At 68.6% G+C, this 18,634-nt stretch carries 18 protein-coding genes and 1 tRNA gene; 12 read left to right on the top strand and 7 right to left on the bottom strand.

The features are described 5' to 3' along the window. Positions 1-110 precede the first annotated feature (110 nt). The gene (locus tag AB0G56_RS10560) at positions 111-1,658 is read right to left on the bottom strand and encodes a PP2C family protein-serine/threonine phosphatase (RefSeq protein ID WP_360966691.1); all 1,548 of its coding nucleotides are present in this window, start codon (positions 1,656-1,658) and stop codon (positions 111-113) included. A gap of 502 nt (positions 1,659-2,160) precedes the next feature. On the opposite strand from AB0G56_RS10560, the gene AB0G56_RS10565 reads away from it, so the two are divergent. Together AB0G56_RS10565 and AB0G56_RS10570 are read left to right on the top strand one after the other, a co-directional pair. Further along, the gene (locus tag AB0G56_RS10565) at positions 2,161-2,826 is read left to right on the top strand and encodes a bifunctional DNA primase/polymerase (protein ID WP_360966694.1); all 666 of its coding nucleotides are present in this window, start codon (positions 2,161-2,163) and stop codon (positions 2,824-2,826) included. Positions 2,827-3,107: 281 nt separating this feature from the next. Beyond that, the gene (locus tag AB0G56_RS10570) at positions 3,108-3,656 is read left to right on the top strand and encodes a hypothetical protein (RefSeq protein ID WP_360966852.1); all 549 of its coding nucleotides are present in this window, start codon (positions 3,108-3,110) and stop codon (positions 3,654-3,656) included. A gap of 264 nt (positions 3,657-3,920) precedes the next feature. Here the strand turns inward: AB0G56_RS10570 and AB0G56_RS10575 are convergent, their stop codons facing one another. From AB0G56_RS10575 to AB0G56_RS10585, 3 genes are all read right to left on the bottom strand, one after another. Beyond that, complete coding sequence (locus AB0G56_RS10575; protein WP_360966697.1) at positions 3,921-4,886, bottom strand: DUF5926 family protein; 966 nt, start codon at positions 4,884-4,886, stop codon at positions 3,921-3,923. Positions 4,887-5,218: 332 nt separating this feature from the next. Further along, entirely contained in the window at positions 5,219-5,857 is a 639-nt protein-coding gene (locus AB0G56_RS10580; RefSeq protein ID WP_360966699.1) for an ATP-binding protein, read from the bottom strand. 238 nt (positions 5,858-6,095) lie between these two features. Further along, complete coding sequence (locus AB0G56_RS10585; protein ID WP_360966702.1) at positions 6,096-6,923, bottom strand: glycerophosphodiester phosphodiesterase; 828 nt, start codon at positions 6,921-6,923, stop codon at positions 6,096-6,098. Between the two features lie 257 nt (positions 6,924-7,180). Here AB0G56_RS10585 and AB0G56_RS10590 point away from each other — a divergent pair, with 257 nt between their 5' ends. After that, the gene (locus tag AB0G56_RS10590; RefSeq protein WP_360966705.1) at positions 7,181-8,758 is read left to right on the top strand and encodes a trypsin-like peptidase domain-containing protein; all 1,578 of its coding nucleotides are present in this window, start codon (positions 7,181-7,183) and stop codon (positions 8,756-8,758) included. A 99-nt stretch (positions 8,759-8,857) separates the two neighbouring features. Beyond that, positions 8,858-8,942, top strand: a tRNA-Ser gene (locus AB0G56_RS10595). Between the two features lie 209 nt (positions 8,943-9,151). Here AB0G56_RS10595 and AB0G56_RS10600 read toward each other — a convergent pair. Continuing rightward, the gene (locus AB0G56_RS10600) at positions 9,152-9,694 is read right to left on the bottom strand and encodes a hypothetical protein (protein ID WP_360966707.1); all 543 of its coding nucleotides are present in this window, start codon (positions 9,692-9,694) and stop codon (positions 9,152-9,154) included. Between the two features lie 187 nt (positions 9,695-9,881). Continuing rightward, positions 9,882-10,637, bottom strand: a complete 756-nt coding sequence (locus tag AB0G56_RS10605) for a GntR family transcriptional regulator (RefSeq protein WP_360966710.1) — start codon at positions 10,635-10,637, stop codon at positions 9,882-9,884. Positions 10,638-10,715: 78 nt separating this feature from the next. On the opposite strand from AB0G56_RS10605, the gene AB0G56_RS10610 reads away from it, so the two are divergent. The 8 genes from AB0G56_RS10610 to AB0G56_RS10645 all read left to right on the top strand — a co-directional run bounded on the left by AB0G56_RS10610 (position 10,716) and on the right by AB0G56_RS10645 (position 17,467). Next, a complete protein-coding gene (locus tag AB0G56_RS10610; protein WP_360966855.1) occupies positions 10,716-10,994 on the top strand; it encodes a hypothetical protein in 279 nt (92 codons plus the stop codon). Positions 10,995-11,006: 12 nt separating this feature from the next. Further along, positions 11,007-11,324, top strand: a complete 318-nt coding sequence (locus tag AB0G56_RS10615; RefSeq protein ID WP_360966713.1) for a hypothetical protein — start codon at positions 11,007-11,009, stop codon at positions 11,322-11,324. Positions 11,325-11,535: 211 nt separating this feature from the next. Continuing rightward, positions 11,536-11,748, top strand: a complete 213-nt coding sequence (locus AB0G56_RS10620; protein ID WP_360966717.1) for a hypothetical protein — start codon at positions 11,536-11,538, stop codon at positions 11,746-11,748. Then, a complete protein-coding gene (locus tag AB0G56_RS10625; protein WP_360966858.1) occupies positions 11,745-12,488 on the top strand; it encodes a GntR family transcriptional regulator in 744 nt (247 codons plus the stop codon). Before AB0G56_RS10620 ends, AB0G56_RS10625 begins: the two co-directional genes overlap by 4 nt. Further along, the gene (locus AB0G56_RS10630) at positions 12,485-12,766 is read left to right on the top strand and encodes a hypothetical protein (protein WP_360966720.1); all 282 of its coding nucleotides are present in this window, start codon (positions 12,485-12,487) and stop codon (positions 12,764-12,766) included. The genes AB0G56_RS10625 and AB0G56_RS10630 overlap by 4 nt, the downstream gene beginning before the upstream one ends. 287 nt (positions 12,767-13,053) lie before the next feature. Next, positions 13,054-13,563: a DUF4236 domain-containing protein gene (locus AB0G56_RS10635; RefSeq protein WP_360966723.1), complete on the top strand. Its 510-nt coding sequence runs from the start codon at positions 13,054-13,056 to the stop codon at positions 13,561-13,563. 799 nt (positions 13,564-14,362) lie between these two features. Beyond that, positions 14,363-15,514 (top strand): hypothetical protein, encoded by a 1,152-nt coding sequence (locus tag AB0G56_RS10640; RefSeq protein ID WP_360966726.1) that lies wholly within the window; start codon positions 14,363-14,365, stop codon positions 15,512-15,514. A 153-nt stretch (positions 15,515-15,667) separates the two neighbouring features. After that, positions 15,668-17,467, top strand: a complete 1,800-nt coding sequence (locus tag AB0G56_RS10645; protein WP_360966729.1) for a hypothetical protein — start codon at positions 15,668-15,670, stop codon at positions 17,465-17,467. Between the two features lie 417 nt (positions 17,468-17,884). Here AB0G56_RS10645 and AB0G56_RS10650 read toward each other — a convergent pair whose 3' ends face one another. Continuing rightward, complete coding sequence (locus AB0G56_RS10650; protein ID WP_360966732.1) at positions 17,885-18,634, bottom strand: glycosyltransferase family A protein; 750 nt, start codon at positions 18,632-18,634, stop codon at positions 17,885-17,887.

Below are 18,634 nucleotides of genomic sequence, written 5' to 3' on the forward strand. Positions count from 1 at the left end.
GCGCCGCCGCGGATGTACCGCCCACCGGACGTGTCGTCGCGGGCCGGTGCCGTCACCGGCTGCGTGTGGACGAGACGCGGGTGCCGCCACCGGCCGGCATGCCCTGCGGGCTACTCGAAGCGGGCCGCCACCAGCACCACGTCCTCCGTGCCGTCGGTCACGTCCAGGCCGTCGGGCAGGACGGTGCGCAGCACGTGGTCGGCCACGGCGTCCGGGTCGTGGCGCATCGCGCGCGGGACGCCCGCCGCGGCGGCGTGCAGCCGCGCGAAGGCACGGTCGACGGGGTCGCCGGTGCGGTGCAGCAGCCCGTCGGTGTAGAGCAGCACCGTTTCGCCTGCTGTGACCTGGAACTCCACGCTGGGCGCCTCCCAGCAGGCGAGCATGCCCAGCGGCGCCGACACGGTCGTCTCCGCGTACTCGGTGCGCCGCTCGCCGACCAGCAGCGGCGGGCAGTGCCCCGCGCCGGCCACGGTGACCCGGCGCAGCGCGGGCTCGCAGTAGGCGAACAGGGCGGTGGCCGAGCGGGCGGGCTCGGTCAGCCGCAGGAGCAGTTCCAGGTCGGACAGGACGGCGACGGGGTCCTCGCCCTCCATCACGGCGTAGGCCCGCAGGGAGGCGCGCAGCCGGCCCGTCGCGGCGACCGCGCCGGGGCCCGAGCCGGTGACGGAGCCGACCGCGAGGCCGAGCGCGGCGTCGGGCAGGGGCAGCGCGTCGTACCAGTCGCCGCCGCCGCGCGGGCCGGTGCGGTGCCGGGCGGCGAGCCGGATGCCGGGCACCCGCGGCAGCCGGGACGGCAGCAGCTCCTCGTACATCGTGGCCATGGCCGCGCGCGTGCGCTCGCAGTCGATCAGACGTGCGAGGTGCTCGGTGGCGAAGCGGACGTAGAGGCCGGCCAGGTGGCGCTGGCGGTCGGTCGGTTCGGCGGGCTCGTCGTAGAGCCACAGGGCGGCGCCGAGCCGGCCGGCGGCCTCGGTGGTCAGAGGCAGCGCGTAACCGGCGGCGTAGCCGAGTCGGGCGGCCACCTCGCGGTGGCGGGGGTCGAGGCTCTCCTCGGCGAACAGGTCGGGGCGCACGATCTCGCCGTCGCCGCCGGGCAGCCCGGCCGCCGTGTCCAGGAGGGCGCCGTAGGGCATCGCGTGGCGCGGGACGGTCTCGATGTGGCCGAGGTCGGCGCGGGCGAGGCCGAGGCCGAGGGTGGTGTCGGGCCCCAGTCCGTCGTCCGGTTCCAGGACGACGAGTCCGCGCCGGGCGCCCACCAGGGCCGCTCCGGCGTGCAGCAGTTCCTCCAGGGCGGTGTCGAGCCGGCCGGTGCGGGCCAGCCGCTCGGTCAGCTCGTGCAGGGTCGTGAGGTCGGAGACCCAGCCCGCGAGCCGGTCCTGGAGGAGGGCGCCCGGGGGGTGGGCGGTGTGCGGGGAGTGCGCGCTGTGCGGGGCGGCGGCGGGGGAGGCGTCCGAGGCTGCGGGGGCTGGCGCGACAGTGTGTGCGGGTGCGGGAACCGTTGAATCGATTCCAGCCACTTTCTGAGGGTGAGGGGCGTTCATGGTGTCCGGCTTTCCGACCGGTGCGTACTGCTCAAAAGCATCGCAAACCCCCATGTCATTCTGCGCCGCCGGCAGTGTCTCCACATGTACACGCACTCGTGAGGGGATGTCCAGCATTGTCCTGCCGGGATTCCTGGTGTCAGAGAGCCTGCAGTGGTCTTGCTCCTGAACTCTTGCGCATCAACGAAGTTGGCTTGAAACTGCCTCGGGTAACGGCCTATTGCGGTCGACTGGTTTCGTTCCACAGAGCGTCACAGCGGTCGTGATGGGTACGTACTCGGAGAAGACCAGGGGTGGTTCGGAACTGCCCGGAACCTGGTGACGGAACCGGGCGTCCTATCCACCGACGGCCGTGCCCCATCCTCGCGTGACGGCGGCGGAGAGCAGAACGCGCGACGGCAAAACGCCATGCTCCGCCACCCCGCGCCATGCCCGTGCTCCTGGTGGACGCGTAGGGGCAGGGCCGCCGCGGAAGCGGCAGGTGCCCGGCCCGAAGGGGTTCCCCGTGCTGAAAGCAGGGGTGTGATGCGCCAACAGGTACGCCCAGTGAAGTGATCGACACATGGTGTGATGTGGCCCACGGTGTTGCCAGCGGTGCAACGGAAAGGAACGAGCGCTCATGCGCGAGATCCCCGGAAGGCGACGCAGGCTCCTGTCCCGGCGCAGCGACGGGAGGCACGAGCCGATCGACGCGGCCCTGACCTTCGCCGCCCAGTGGCAGTGGCCGGTGCTCCCCGGCGTGGCGCGGGACCCGAGGCGGCCCGACCGCTGCGGCTGCCCCGACCCGGAGTGCACGGTCCCCGGCGCACACCCCTTCGACCCAGGCCTCCTCGCGGCCACCACCGACGCCCGGATGGTGCGCTGGTGGTGGACCAACCGGCCCGCCGCCCCCATCGTCCTGGCCACCGGCGGCACGGCGCCCTGCGCGGTGAGCCTGCCGGCCCTCGCCGCGGCCCACGCCCTGCGCGCGCTCGACCGCGCCGGGATGCGGCTCGGCCCGGTCGTGGCCTCGCCGACGCGCTGGTCGATCCTCGTCAGGCCGTACTCCATGGAGCAGCTCGGCGAACTCCTCTACGCCAAGGACTTCGTGCCCGGCTCACTGCGCTTCCACGGCGAGGGCGGCTACCTCGCCCTGCCGCCCTCGCAGACGGGCGCCGGGCCGATCCGCTGGGAGCGCGCCCCGCTGCCCGGCTCCGCCTCGCCCTGGGTGCCCGACGTGGAGGCCGTCGTGGACGCGGCGGTGGACGCCCTCACTCGTAAGGGTGTGAGCGCGCCCGAGTTCTGAGGGCGTCGGGCGCGCCGAGACCAAACGCCCGTTCTGGTCGTTATCGTCCCTTTATGCTGCACCACCCCCAGGGACACGGAAGCGGACACCCGAGCGAACGCCCCGGGGAGCGCCCGGGCGAACGCGACGCCGGGTGCCCGGATGGACGCGACCCCGGGTACCGAGGCGGGCCCGCGAGCGGACACGGAGACGGCCGGGAAACCGGCTGGGCGTGCGATCGCGTGGGCGGGCCCGCACGGACGGGGCGGGTCGATCCCCGGCGGGTGCGGCTGTTCGCCCTCATGGGTGTCGCGGCCTGTGCGGTCGCCCTCCCGCTGACCGTGGCGTCCGCGGGGCAGGTGGGCGACCGGGGCGGTGCCGACATGCCGGTCGCCGCGCGCCCCCAGCCGGGGGGCGACGGCAAGGTGCCGTCCGCCGCGCCCTCGCGCACCCCGTTCCTGCTCGGCCTGGGGCTGGCGACCGCCGCCCACTGCGGCCTCGAGGTCTCTTCGCCCGGCGGTGTCGAGGCGCAGACCTGTGTGCTCACCCAGGGTGCCGACACCTGGGCGCGCACCTACTACCGCAACGCGACCGGCGAGTCCCTGGACGCCGACCTGACCCTCATGGGCCCGGGCGATCGCACCGTGCGCACCCACTGCGCCCTGGGCGGCGACGACGAGCCGGAGACGTGCGAGACGCCGCGGGAGCGCACCAGCGGCGCGCCGAGCGCCTACACGGCCGTCGCCGAGTTCGCGGGGCGTACGGGCCCCCGGGAGGCCGCGGGGCGCGCCGGCGACGAGCCGCTGCTGCTGCGCGCGGGGAGCAACTCGCCTGCGGGAACGGGGAGTTGACGGCCGACTGCGGTCGGTGAACGGCGGCGCGCATGGAAAGACCCGGTTGCTGGCGACGGGGGATGCACCAGCAACCGGGCTACGGGAACGGTAACAAGAGATCGGCGGTTCGCAAATTCGATCCCGGCTTTCCAGTCACCTCGGGGGCCGTCTTTCCGGTCACACCGACTCGCCTGCGCGGACGGGGAGTTGGAACTGGAGCTGCCTGTTCCGCGCGTGGGGATCCGGCTGACCGGTCGGTCAGCACGGCCCCCGCCCCGATGCTCAGCTGAGGGTGACCTGCCGGTTGGTCAGGCCGCCGCGGGCACGGCGCTCCTCGGTGGTCAGCGGCGCGTCGCTCTTCAGTGCCGCGGCCAGCCGCTCGGCGAACTCGGCGGCCGGCTTCTCCGCGTCCTGGGCGCCGAACTCGCTGGGCAGGTCCCACACGGGCACCGTCAGGCCGTGGGCGCGGAAGGAGCCGACCAGGCGGGTGCCTTCGCCGAGGCTGGAGGTGCCCGCCGCGTGCAGCCGCGCGAGAGCGTCCAGAAGGTGCTCCTCGGGGTGCGGCATGACCCAGCGCAGGTGGTTCTTCTCCGGGGTCTGGCACCAGTACGCCGCGTCGACGCCCTGCAGGCGCACGGTCGGGATGGCCGCGGCGTTGGCCCGCTCCAGGGAGGCGGTGACCTCCGCCGTCGCGTTCTCCGCGTCCGGGACCCAGAACTCGAAGCCCTCGTGCACCACCGGCTCGAAGGGGGCCTCCAGGTCGAGCAGGTCCTGCAGGCGGGGCCCGTCGGCCGGGGCGCGGCGGCCCTGCACCGGGTTGCCGGGCTCGGCCTCCAGGGCGCGCTGGAGGGTGTCGGCGAGGTCGCGGCTGATGTCGCCGGAGGCCGTGTCGTTCTGCAGGCCGATGAGTACCGAGCCGTCGTCGCGGCGCAGCGCGGGCCAGGCCATCGGCAGGACGGTGGCGAGCCGGACCGACGGTACGCCCTCGGGCAGGCCGTCCTTGAGCGTCAGCTCTGCCGTGGCGGCGGGCACCAGCTCGCGCAGCGCGACCCAGTCGCACTCGCCGGGCAGGCCCTCGAACGGCCGCTGCACCAGCTCGGTCGCCGCGTGCGCGGCGGTCCGGCCGTGGCAGGCCTTGTAGCGCCGGCCGCTGCCGCAGGGACACGGCTCGCGGGCGCCGACCACCGGGATCTCTCCGTCCGTGAGCTGCGGGCGCTTGGCCTTCGTCTGGGGTCGCTTCTTGGCCATCTGGGTGTCTCCCGGTTACGGCTCGTCTTGTACGGGCGCGAGCCTAGTCGTTCACACCCTCGACGACGGGAAGCTGTGGACGAGACGGGCGTTGTGGACAACGCGGGGCTGTGCTCGGCGAGGGGTGCGACCCTGCGCACCGCAGGGCACGGGCGTGTCCCTGGGCGGCCACTGGCCCGCACCGTAGGCGCAGGCGAACCGGCCGCCGGCGCGGGCGGGCGAGCGGGCCGGCTGCCGGGCAGGGGAATTTTCCTCCGCTGCCTGCCTGCCTGCCTGCCTGCCTGCCTGCCTGCCCGCCTGCCTGGTGCCTGCCTCCGCTCGTCCCGCGCGCGTCAGTCCAGGTCGTCGAAGGCGTCCGCGAAGTCCAGTTCGGGCAGGGTCGCCACCGCCGGTGCGGCGACGCGGGTGGCGAAGTCGTCGCGGCGGTGACCGGCGTCCGGGTCGTACACGTCGTCGTGGACGACCACCCACACGGTGACCTCGCCACGTACGTCGTCCCGCACGCCCCAGTCGTCGCTGAGCGCAGTGATGATGTTCAGCCCCCGGCCGCCGTGCGCGGTGACGGACGGGGTGGCGGGGGCCGGGCGGGTCGGACCGCCGCCGTCCGTCACCTCGACCACCAGCCGCCCGCCCGCGTCGACGCGCCAGGCGGCCCGCACATCACCGTCGCCGGTCAGGGCGCCGTCGAGTGGTCGCCCGTGCTTGCAGGCATTGCTCAAAAGTTCGGAAAGGATCAGAACGGCATCGTCGATGACCGATTCCGCCACGCCACCGTCGCGCAGTTGCACGCGCATCCGGTGCCTTGCTTCCCCCACGCCCGCAGGGCCATGGGGTACGGCCATGCACGACGACGTGGGCACCTCCTGTGCCACCACAAACGCCACCCCCGAGACCTCCTTCGCCCCACGCCACGGTGTGGATGCCCCATTGGCCTGAACCGGAAACCGGCCATTCGCCGCCCGGAGACGCATTCGCAACGATCGAACACGCACCGGACGCGCCGGAGCACTCCCTGTGAGGGTATGGCCGAATTTCGACGGTGTCGCCGGGGTCGAGCCGCAGCGGGAGCCGGGGCCGGGACGGGAGCCCGAGGCGCGGCAGGAGCCGGACGCGCAGCCGGAACCGAAGGCGGGGGCCGCCCCCGCGCCGGAGCCCGGGTCGGCTGCGGACGCTCGCGCCCGGACAGGCCCGGTACCGGCGCGGTGGCCCTCAGCGGCCGAGCTGCCGCAGAACCGCCCCCGGGCGGTTGGTGATGATGGCGTCGACGCCCAGATTCACGCAGAGGGCGACGTCCTCGGGCTCGTTCACCGTCCACACGTGCACCTGGTGACCGACTCTTTTCAGCCGTTCGACATAGGCCGGATGGCTGCGCACGATGCGCATCGACGGGCCCGCGATCCGGACGCCCGCAGGGAGCCGCCCGTCCCGCAGCCGCGGGGAGACGAACTGCATCAGGTAGACCGTGGGCAGCATCGGGGAGGCCGCCCGTACCCGGTGCAGGGAGCGTGCCGAGAAGCTCATCACACGCACCGGCGACTCGGCGGGGGATGCGGGGGCCTCCAGGCCGAACCGCTTCAGCAGGGCGAGCAGCCGCTCCTCGACCTGCCCGGCCCACCGCGTGGGATGTTTCGTCTCGATGGCCAGCTCCACCCGCCGGCCCGCGTCGGCGACGAGTTCCAGCAGGCGCTCCAGGGTGAGGACGGAGGTGTCCTCGGGGTCCTCGGGCCGGACGACCCAGTCGGGCTCCTCGTCGCGGCCCCGCCAGGAGGCGCGGGAGCGCCAGGTGCCGAAGTCCAGCGCGGCGAGGTCGGCGAGTTCCAGGGCGGACACCGCGCCGCGGCCGTTGGACGTACGGTTGACGCGGCGGTCGTGCACGCACACGAGGTGGCCGTCCGCGGTCAGGCGTACGTCGCACTCGAGGGCGTCCGCGCCGTCCTCGATGGCCGTCCGGTAGGCGGCGAGGGTGTGCTCCGGTGCGGCCTCGGAGGCTCCGCGGTGTGCGACGACCTGGATGTGATGCTGCCGTGCGTGGGTCACCGCGTCATGGTGCCACCGCCGCGGGGTGGCATGGCGGCGGACGAGTGTCGCTAATGTGTCCGTTTAAAACGAGATGACCCATATAAAGAATCCTGTCGGACCCACAGCCACGGCTTATGGTGCTCTGACGGCTCGTGGGAAAAGCTGACGACATACAGATGCGCATGCACAGCTGGAGCACGCCGGGTCGTCGGCAGCCTGGACGAGCGTGACCGAGTGCGACCGACTACAACAGCCGTGGATCGAGGAGAAGAGCTGTGAGCACCGAGAACGAGGGCACCGAGGTACCCCCGGCCCCGTCCGCACCTCCCGTGCCGGTGGAGACCCCCGCAGCTTCCCCGCAGCCGCCCGCTCCCCAGGGCGGGGCCCCCACGCCCCCGCCGCCCAGTACGCCCCCGCACGTGCCGGGCGCCCCGCAGCAGGACGGCGCATCCGCTGGGCAGGCGCCCGCCTCCGAGGGCCCGCAGCCGGGAACCCCCGGTGAGACGGGCGCCCCGCCCGCACAGCCGTACGCTTCCTCCGGTTTCCAGCACCCGCAGCACCCGCAGGCCCCGCAGGGCGGCCCCGGCGGCGCGCCCGTCGACGGTTCCTGGCCGCCGCCCCAGCCCCCCGCCGTGCCCGCCTACGCGGACGGCGGCGCGGGTGCGGGCACCGGCGGAGGGGCCGGCTGGGGCGCGACGTACCAGCAGCCCGCGCCCAAGCCCCGCGGCCGGCGCGGCGGCCTGATCGCGGCTGTCCTGGTGGCCGCGCTGGTCGCCGGCGGCCTGGGCGGCGGCCTCGGATACACCCTCGCCAAGAACGACGACGGCGGTTCCACCACGGTCGCCGCCTCCGACTCCGGCGCCTCCCAGGTCAAGCGCGACCCGAACTCGATCGCGGGCCTGGCCGCCAAGGCGCTGCCGAGCACCGTCACCATCGAGGCCGAGAGCACCAACGGCCAGGGCGGCACCGGCACCGGATTCGTGTTCGACACCCAGGGCCACATCGTCACCAACAACCACGTCGTGGCGGACGCCGTCGACGGCGGCAAGCTCACCGCGACCTTCCCCGACGGCAGGAAGTACGACGCCGAGATCGTCGGCCACGCCCAGGGGTACGACGTCGCGGTGATCAAGCTGAAGAACGCCCCCTCCGACCTCAAACCGCTCGCGCTCGGCGACTCCGACAAGGTGGCCGTGGGCGACGAGACGATCGCCATCGGCGCCCCCTTCGGCCTGTCGAACACGGTGACGACGGGCATCATCAGTGCCAAGAACCGCCCGGTCGCCTCCAGTGACGGCAGCAGCGACAGCAAGGCGTCCTACATGAGCGCCCTGCAGACGGACGCCTCCATCAACCCGGGCAACTCCGGCGGTCCGCTGCTCGACGCGCGCGGCGCGGTGATCGGCATCAACTCCGCGATCCAGTCCTCCGGCAGCGGCGGCGGTATGGGCGGTTCCGGCCAGTCCGGTTCGATCGGCCTGGGCTTCGCCATCCCCGTCAACCAGGCCAAGTACGTCGCCCAGCAGCTGATCAAGACCGGTAAGCCGGTCTACGCCAAGATCGGCGCGTCGGTCTCCCTGGTGGAGGGCGCGAGCGGCGCGAAGATCACGGACCAGGACGTGAGCGGCTCCGCCGCGGTGGAGGCGGGCGGCCCCGCCGACACGGCCGGCCTCAAGCCCGGCGACGTCATCACCAAGCTCGACGACACGGTGGTCGACTCCGGCCCCACCCTCATCGGCGAGATCTGGACCCACAAGCCCGGCGACAAGGTGAAGATCACCTACAAGCGCGACGGCAAGGAGCACACGACCGAGGTCGTCCTCGGCTCCCGCGTCGGCGACAGCTCCAGCTGACGGCGACGAGCCATCGCCCGCTTCCCCGCCCCACGGCGTCCGCGAAACGCGCGAGGCCGGTACGCTGTACCCGCTCCGCCCCTGGTGGGCGGGCGCGAAGGTGGGTTGCCCGAGCGGCCTAAGGGAACGGTCTTGAAAACCGTCGTGGCGCGAGTCACCGTGGGTTCAAATCCCACACCCACCGCTTGAACGCACGGCCCCTGACCAGGCGATACGGTCAGGGGCCGTTGTGCTGGGCGCTGCCCGCCCGTCACCGTATCTCCCCGTGGTTTCCCGCTCGATCGGGCACGGAAGGGGCACGGGCGAGCGCATGCTGAGAGTGGATTGTGGCTTGCCCCTCAGCCTCGGCGCAGACGTCATTGATCACAGCATCCAGCCCTGGGCCGCAGGGGATCAGGACGTACTGGGTGGCGTGCGCGCCAACACCCCTGTGCCAGACAGCGGGGTCTTCGCCGTCAGGGCGCGAGGACTGGTGCCGAGGTCGGCGGCGATCTCGGGGGCCATGTCCATGGTCTCCAGGGCCCACGTCTCTTCGTCCTCTTCCGTCTCGGTTGCCGCATCCCAGCTCCTGGTCAGGCCCAGGGCCTCGCGACGGGAACGCTCATAAGGCAGCGGCTCTCCCAGCGTCAGGTAGTGGTCATCGCCCGCGCCGGTCTCGCAATAGCGGCGCACAACCGCTCCCTGCTCTGCGACCAGCCAGGCCGACCCGTCACCCTGCGCGCCGTAGTAGTAGGCCTGCGCCGTTCCGTAGCGGAGACTCAGTTCCTCGCACATACGCAGCACGGCGTCCGAGCGCTCGCGGCCGCAAGGATCACACCAACGTCCGATGACCAGGGTCCACCCGTCGAGTTCCGGACTTACGTACACGCGGCCGAGCCCTTCGGCTCCACTATGGCTGTCTTCGTCGACGGCCGCTTCAGCGCGAGTGAAAGACACGGGTACCCCGTCCGTCAGCCCCAGTAGGGACATGACTCCGTGCTGATCTGCGGTGGGTACCGCGATCCAATGAAGCCAGCACGACAGAAAGGGTCTGGGAAGCAGATCAGATGCGGGTGCAGTCACGGGGGCACGCTCGCACACGCTTCCGAGAAGCTGAAGCCTCAGCATAGGAGGCTCTGCCCCGTCAGCGGCTGATCGGGATCTCGTAGACGATCTCGCAGTGAGCGGCGGGCACGACGATGTCTGCCGTCTCGACGGGGCGCCCTTGGTCGCTGTAGTACGTCCGCCGGATGTGGGTGACGAGCGCTGCCTTCTGGATGCCGAGCAAGGATGCCTCCTCGGCGGTGGCCTGCCGGGGCTCGGGCTGCTCCACGGCGTGGCTGACGGTGACGCCGATCGCGGCCATGCGGTTCACGACGCCTGCCCCGGCGTGCGGCCCTCCCTCGGGAAGTACGACGAGAGTGCCGGCGGTGAGGTCGTACGGCTCCCAACTCGTCGACAACTGCACGGGCCTGCCATCGGCAAGGAACTCGTATGTCGTCCGGACGCACAGCTCGCCCTCGGTGATACCGAGCCGGGCCGCGATGTCCGCCGGCGCCGGAACCTTGGCGTCTGTCCTGCTCTCCCAATCCCCCTGCTTGCCCGCGGCCTTCATGTCCGCGCGGAACGGGGACCCGGTGGGCTGCTCGCGCGCCGAGGAACGCACGACCCGCACGCGCTGCCGGGGCTCGGCGACATACGTGCCCGAACCCGCGCGCCCTTCCAATACGCCCTGGGAGATCAGCAGTTCCTGCGCCCGGCGCACCACGTTCTCGCCGACGCCGCACTCCTGGCCGATCTGCGCGCGGGAGGGCAGTCGGTCTCCCGGCTCCCACACGTGATCCGCGATCCGCCGCTGTAGCTCATCGGCGATGCGGAGATAGGGCGGCTGCTCAGGCATATGGAAAATCTAGTCCACTAGCTCTAATCTAGTTAACTAGCTTCACCCAAAGTGATCGCCGGTGACGGAGGCTGCCCTGTGCCTGCTTGGGAAGTGAGCGCGGAAGCCATCGCGGCCCGGTTATCGGCCGTCGGGCTCACCACCCGTGTGGCGGAGCACGGCCGATGCACGTCGATCGAGGCGGAGGTACCGGAATCGCTCTCCGCCGACTCGTGGCGGGAGGTCCTGGACGTGGTGTCCGAGGCTGACCGATTCGGGCTCCTCGCCACCAGCTTGAACGGCCGCACCCTCTGGGCGGTCGTACGCAAAGCGGTCCCCACGGCGGGCGATGCCGGGGGACCGAGCCATCAGCGATAGGAGCTGAGCAGCGTGTTCAACCGTATCCGCAGTGCCGTCTTACTCACCAGAGAGCGGCACTTCCGCAAGGGCAGGCACCGCCGCCCCTCGACATCCTTCCGGCCGCCGGCCGCCTGCGCGCTGTCCATGCCCACGGACGGTGCCGTGACCGGCGTCGTGGGGCGTCGGGAAGACGTCGCGAACCGTCTGGGCTTCCTCGCTGGTGAGGACAACGCGCTCGTCCGGCCGTATCTGGTGGCGGCCTGGGAGAAGCGCGAACGGCAGCGTTCGGTGGTCGTGGTCCGGCATCTGCCAGCTGAGGCCTGGTCAGCTCGCGCGGGGGTTCACTGATGCCCTACCGCCCAGAACGCCACCTCACGAAGGCTGAGGCTGCTCCGTACCGGTCGGCCTCGTGCCGGATCGGGACGCACCTGGCATGCGCGGAGTCCGCTCCGGCCACGGCCCCGGTCGACGTTCCGGTGGTCTACGAGGCGTGCGACTGCCCGTGTCACGCAGCGCCCAACCGACCTATGTCGGGGGAGGTACAGCGGTGAGGGAGCGCATGCCCACTGGGGCGATGGTCTCCCCGGTCGAGATCACTTCGGCGAGCGTGCAGCGCGGGGACCTCGTCCAGATCGGCGGCCGTCAGTGCCTGGTGATCGACCTCATCCAACTGCGCCAGGGCGGGAAGCAGCTCGTGTTCGAGTCGGGCGAACTGCTGACCCTGCACTCACGGTCCCGAATGATCGCCATGCGAATGTTGAGAAGGTGGTGATCCGGCCCGTGTCCTCTCGCCGAGACGCCATCGCCGGTGACCTCCGCAACCAGATCGTCACCGGCCGCCTCAAGGCCGGCGAACGCCTGCCCTCTGAACCCGACCTCGCCGCGCGCTACGCGGTCAGCCTGCCGACGCTGCGGAGTGCTTTGGCGGTCCTCCAGGGAGAGGGCCTGATCGAGAAGATGCACGGCAGAGGAAACTTCGTTCGGCGGCCCTTACGAAGGATCACGTACGTCGGCGGAGTGCGGTGCCCCGATGCGGATACGCCTGGTGACACGGCTCTGCGTGTCACCATCCGCACGGCCAAGATCCGGGCGCGGGGCCAACTGGCCGCCCTGATGAACGTACCGGCCAGAAGCCCGCTCACTGAGTTCATTTGTCTCGCCCATGAAGGGGAGGCGCCCCACAGCCTGGCCCGTATATATGTGCCCCGGGACCTGGCGCCGGCTGCCGTGCCCGAAGAGTCGACCTTGCGGTTTGGGGCGCTGGTGAACCTGGGCAATCTGCACCCGCGGCTGGCGGAGGTCCAGGAGAGGGTCAGGGTTCGCCTGCCCACGCAGGAGGAAGCGTCGATCCTCCAGCTCGGCTCTGCCTGGGCCGTTCTCGCCATCACGCGTGTGATCACCGACACCGCTGGACGCGTAGTCGAGACCGCGTTTCTCGTATTCCCCGGCGACCACGCCGACGCCGTCTTCATCACACGTCACCAGAGCGACGACAGGGGGATGGAAGAGTGACCAAGCGAGAGGAATTGCGGTTACTGCCGTGGTCGGGCCCTGACGGCAAGCCCTGCTACCTCAGCACCGACGACCACGACAGCTACATGTCGCGTCTGGCGGACAACACCGAATCGGTCCAACTCGGCCTGGCCGCCGAGCTGCTGGAACACGCGCGAGACGTACTCGGCGACTCGGACTCTGGTCCGGAAGAACTTCGACTTCTGGCCGCCGGGCTGACCGGCGCTCTGCGGGACACACTCCGAGTGGCTACCAGCCGCGGCGAACGCTTGCGATGACCGCACGCGCGGACCTCTGAGCCAGTTCAGCCACAACTGATCACGCGCGGCCGCGGCCTGCGGCCGTCTACTGATCACCGGTCCCGCCGACCAGCGAGACTGAAGAAGCTCACGGCTCTGACCAGCTCAGATGCCGTGGGCTTCTGTCGTTGTTGGTCGGCGTCGGGTGACCTCGTACGGCCCGGGGACGGCCCAGCGTCGGTCCTGGTTCCTGCTGACCTCAGCCAGACATGCACCAATACCCGGGTAGCCGGGCTAGCCTGCTGCTCCACGGTCTGGGGGGATGTATGGGACTGCGCATCAACAAGTCGTTCAAGGTCGCACCTGGCGTCCGCATCCGGCTCGGCAGCAAGTCGAGCAGCCTGAGTGTCGGAGGCAAGGCTGGCCGAGTCACCCTCAACAGCCGCGGCCGCCGTACGACGACGGTGCGCCTTGCTCCTGGCGTCTCCTACTCCTCTTCAAAGGGGACACGCCCGAAGCCGAGTCGCACCGCCGTCGGCGCGCCCGCTGCTTCCACTGACAGAGCCCCGCTCGGCCCACTCATCGCACCGCGTCGGAACATCACGCAAGGTTGGCTAGCGGCCGACGAACGTGGTGTTGTCGTACAGCGGAGAGAGCACGACGACGTCCGTATCCCTTTGGTGCACCTCGTCTCCGCAGAGCTGGACGGGAAGGAACTCACATTGAAGACGTCAGACGCAACGACCTACTGTCTGAGGCTCACTACGTTCTCCGCTGCGCGGGACCTCCGGTTCGTAGAAGCCTTGGCTCGCGCTGCTCGACTGACCCAGAGCTGACGGCCGGCCACGACGTCTCATGGGTCCTGCCTGACTCCCGCTTTAGGAGTTCGATCCGAGTCCGCTCCAACTGCGGTCGTCGGCTGGTGCGACAGCCGGACAGAGACGCTGATGTACGTCCCCGTCCTGCGCCGTTGATGTCAGCCGTGGATGTCAGCGACCTTCTGATCCGTAGCTCTACAGAGACCGGTCACTGGAGGTTATACAGGCTGTCCCGAGTTCGTGCCGGGCCAGTACCGGACACTGCCGGTTGCTGGGGTTGCTGTACTTCTCTGCTGTACAGCCGGGGTCCGGTAGGGCCTACTCAGGGCACCGATCGAGTGCCACGCTCGTAACGACCACCCCGCGAGCCGCCTCTTACTCCCACCGGTTGGGCGCTAGCCCGGGCCCCTGTGCGCCTGCCGTCGGGGCAACGTGACTTTACTGCCACCGCAGCTCAGGGCTCCAGGGCCTTTCCGCTTGGACTGCTTCGTCCCGAAGCAACTTGGGTGAGGTCGCTGCCGCGGGCCGACCTGGCTCTTACCTGGTGCAACGGTCCACAGGCGTCCACTGTTGTCCGCCGCTATTCGTCTGCGTTGTCACGCAGTTAGACACTCACTCGGGACGCAGACCGCCCGGACGGGCTCGACAGGGAGGCCTGCTCCTTGCGTCAGATAGCTGCGCCATCACAGGCGGCATCCCGGTCGGGCTGTTGCTGCTGAGACTGCTGCTGGGCCGCCGTCAAAGCCGTGGCTCACTGTCAGTAGCCCGGCGTACCATCTGGGGTCATCTGTGCGGATGATCTCAAGAGCGGACGAACATGCCTGACGCCACGCCCCGGCTGTCCCACCAGCAACTGATGCTCATGCAGACCATGACCGGGCCCTTCCTCAAGACAGGTAAGTGGCCGGTGTGGCACTACGTCCTCACCGAGCTGGACCGCAGGGGCCTCGACGCCGACGAGCTGCTGAAGTCACTGCCGTATGTCGGCACCCGGGCAGTGGGGCGACTTTCATACGGGCTGGCTTGGTACGAATACAACGGCCTGTCAGAGGACGCCCGACCGGCATTGACCATGGCGGCCGGCCTGCACTTGGCCGAGCTGGAGAACGTCTTCGACTCGTTGCTGCGGGTCGTGCACTACCTCGTCCAGCGCCAGACGTTCGCACGGTCGTCACCCGACGCAGTGCAGCGCAATTACGTTGAAGCGGATGAGGTGGCCCGTGAGTTTCCTGCGATGAGCGCCGAGTTCCTCCAGGCGGTGCCGGGCATGCTGCGGATTGAACCGCTGCTGATGCGTGGCGCCCAGGGCTGGTACAACAAGGCCAACGGTGAGCAGACCTGGCACTACGAGCTCCACCGGTATCTGCTGCGGTTCAGGGGCGTCTCCACCTTGCGTGAGTACGTGGCCTCGCAGATGGAGTACGTGAAGCAAACCAACCTTGAGTATGGGCTGGACCCTCGCAACACTCCGGGCCAGCTTGTGCTCGAAAGGAAGGGAGTGTGGAGCCACTCCGTCGTCCAGGAAGAGACGACCGCCGAAGCAGAGCTGCCGCCCACGGTGACACCGGTGGCTGAGCCCAAGCCTTACGTCAATGCCGGTCTCCGCGATGAGCTGGCTGCGAAGCAGGGCAAGACCAAGTTGAACGTGGACAAACTCATCGCGCTGCTGCACGAGCTGGATGAAAACTACGCGGACGGCCACGCCTACTCGTGCCACGCCATGCTGCGCGCCGTCATCGACCACGTGCCGCCCCTCCTCGGGCACAAGTCGTTTGAGGCGGCCGTGAACAACTACACCTGGACCCGGACCGACAAGAAGTACATGACCCGCTTGCTGGAGTTCAAGACTCAGGCGGACGACGTACTGCACCGGCAAATCCGGGCCAGTGCCGATGTCATCACCATGTATGACCTGCCCCAGGCCGCCGCACTGAACGCGCTGCTGCGGGTGTGTATCGACCAGCTCTAGCAGCTTGGATCGGGCTGGTTGGACGCGAATCCAGACGTCGACCCACCTCGCCGAAACTTGTGGTACCGGATATGGGCCTGGACTCACGATCGGTGCTTGCGCGGCATCGACGATTGACGAGCACGACCCGCATGACAGGTAGGGACTCCTTCAATGAGCACACAGGCAGACCATGAGGCAGTTCTAGGTGAGGGAGTAATTTACTTCATCTATTCGTTTGATGCGGGGGGTCCCGTCGACATTCACAAAGCCGCTGACAGGCTTTTGAAAACCGGAATTGCCGAGACAGTCGTCTCGCCTCTCGATGGAGAGGTGCGCGTCGCTCATCGATATCGGCGTCTAGTTCGGCTGCTGGAGCATTCGAACGTCCTTCATCATCTGTCAGAAGCACTTAGAGAGCATCGTTTGCTTCGATGGATGGTGCAGCATCCAATCTGGACTGCGCGAATGTTCAGATGGTTTCTCTTCCGGCGCTCACACACATCCTCAGATGATGCCAATTCGCCCATTGCGGAAACGCTCGCCGAAACCATCACATTCATCGAACAATCCGTCGCAGAATATCAGGTAATCAATGCAATTCAGCATCATATCGAGAAAGAGCTTCTGCGGATCCCGTACCTTGCCAGCGAGCCCTATTTGCGCCTACGCCTTCGAAGTGCAGGGCAGTGGCTGCATCGCTTGAATGGTGGCGAACTTCGCCCATTGGGGAACTTGGATGAGGGAACTCGGGCGGATATCCTACTCCTAATTCATCGATCAGGCGTCATGCAGTTGACCGTAGCATTGAAAATGCCGGACGATATCACAGTTGATCAATATCGTGAAATGACATTGGGATCATCTGCGGTTGTAGTCGCATCACGAATTTCAGAACCGGTCCTAGTGGCCGCCTACGGAAAAGCGGCTGGACCCCACCTAGAGGGAACTTGGGAGCGGGGGACCGAGGAAGGTGTCCGATGGAGACTTGCCCAACATGAGTCACCCGCATCGGTCTCTGACCTATTCAGTCTATACTCTGAAGCGATCGCCCGAACTATCAAACGCCGACCTACCGGAGACTGGTTTTGCTACCCGGCCGCTTTTGTCGACAGGGTGGCTTGTTGTAGTTCAGAGGACGCGTTCAAATCCCACCATGAGCGTGAGCTGCAAAATGCGATTGCTAGATCCATCGATGTAGGCGAGGTTCGGCCAGAAGCCCTCGCGAGCATGCTTCCAAATGACTCAAGTCTTACTTGGGCCACTTCGCTCTACTGCAACATGTCGTCGTCTCTGGAGGTACGCTGGGTAGGAGCCAGTAGTAGGGGGGAGTTCGCTCAGCATCTACACAGACTTGTCATTTTCGAAAGCGCCCTCCTTCAGTACTGGCAAATTCGCTTGCTGGATCGACGGGTAGAAGTTACGGACAGCAGTATACGCCAAGTTCGCGACATTCAACGCGAGGCAATTTTTGGCTTGCGCGAATATCGAGACTCCGCTATTTCGTATGGGACCGCCATTGATCTGGCAGAGAGGTTGCTCGGAGAATGGCGGGCAGACAGGCTTTACGAGCACGTATTGGAAAGCATTGACCAGCTTCAGCAACTTGTGGTGGCTACCGAATCGGAGAGATCTGCGAAGCGTGCCAACGCCCTGGCCGCAATCGCGCTGATCGTCGCCATCTTCCTAGGTCTACCTGCAATTGATGACACGTTGGAAGTCGCCAATAAGGTCAAGGCGTCTGGATTTGTCGGGATGCTCCTCAAGCCGTTCCAAGCTCTAGCGTCTCGCGGCGAAGAAGGAACATGGGTCGGTTATCTGATCTTCCTTGCCGCCATCATTTCATGCCTGCTTGCCCTTACCTTCAGGCGTGACAAGCGAAAGATCTGGAGACGACGCAGGGAAGCCGGGATGTCCTGGCCGCTCGGAACGGTGCGGATTGAGCGTCGTGACGATAACCAGGGAGACGCCTAATGCTGTCTTTGCTGCGTTAGTCGGGAGCGCAGCGCATACCCGTTGAGGTCGGCGGAGCGGCTTTGGGGTGGCGCTGCTTTGGCGCGAGTGATCATGGCCCCGTAAGCTTCCGGCGCGTCGGGCAGTTTGTGAACCTGCCCGGTAAAGCACGACGTTGGGGCCATGATTTTCGAGGCTCGCGCCAAAGTGGCTCCGTAAAGCCGTGGAGCCGACCGCCCCAGCCACGATGTACCCCTTCTCTGGCACAAGTGGCTGCATGCTTTGAGCGCGGCACGGGCGCCGGCCGGGCTGGAGCGGGGCGGAGACAGGAGCGCAGGCCCGGCCGGGGGCCGGGCCGCGCGCGGGGAGCGGAGCGAGCCGCCTTGATGAAGTAGGGAAACTCTTACCGCATCCGCCACTTGTGGCTCTTGGGTCGTCTCACAGGTGCCAGGTGCTGAGCTTCGTCAACGCTTCGGCGCGGTCTTCGATGACCTTCATGCGTGCAAGCCGTTCGGCTTCGTGGTGGTGGGCGTCCTGGGCTGTGGTCTGGCCGGGCCACTTGCGGTAGAGGAGTCCGCACTCCTCGATGAACCATCCAGTGCTGACGGCGTTCAGGGCCATCAGGAGGCCGGTGTCCTCCGAAGACGGCAACGCCATCCATCCACCCAACGCGGTCACGAGGTCGCGCCGCGCGCACAACGTCGCCGGGTGCACCTGGGCCCTGTAGTTGTGTGTCCGCCACCGTTCGAGGACGGCGCCCTGAGCGATCGGGCCGGCTGGCGGGTCGCCCTCGAAACCGACGGTGGAACCGTCCGGCAAGAGGTCGAGGACGCGCGACGTCGTCCAGGCGATGTCGGCCTGCTCGGTGAGAACCGCGATGTCCCGGAGTAGTGCCCCGGGGGTGAGCTTGTCGTCGGCGTCCAGGACCTTGACTAGGTCGCCGCGGGCTCGGGCCAGGGCCATGGTGCGGGCCATGCCGGCGCGGCCGTTCCTGCCCTGGTCGAAGCTGATGCGGGAGTCGTCGGGGACGTGCGGGCGTACGTCGTCCGTCTCGCCGTCCTCCTGGATGAGCCATTCCCAGTCCCAACCCGGCGGCATCTCCTGCTGGGTGAGCGACGAGTAGGCGTCAGCGAGATACGGTGCGGCCGGTCCGTGTACGGGCGTGATCACCGAGACAAGGCGCGTCAT

Source organism: Streptomyces sp. NPDC021356, assembly GCF_040641015.1.
Taxonomy (GTDB): Bacteria; Actinomycetota; Actinomycetes; order Streptomycetales; family Streptomycetaceae; genus Streptomyces.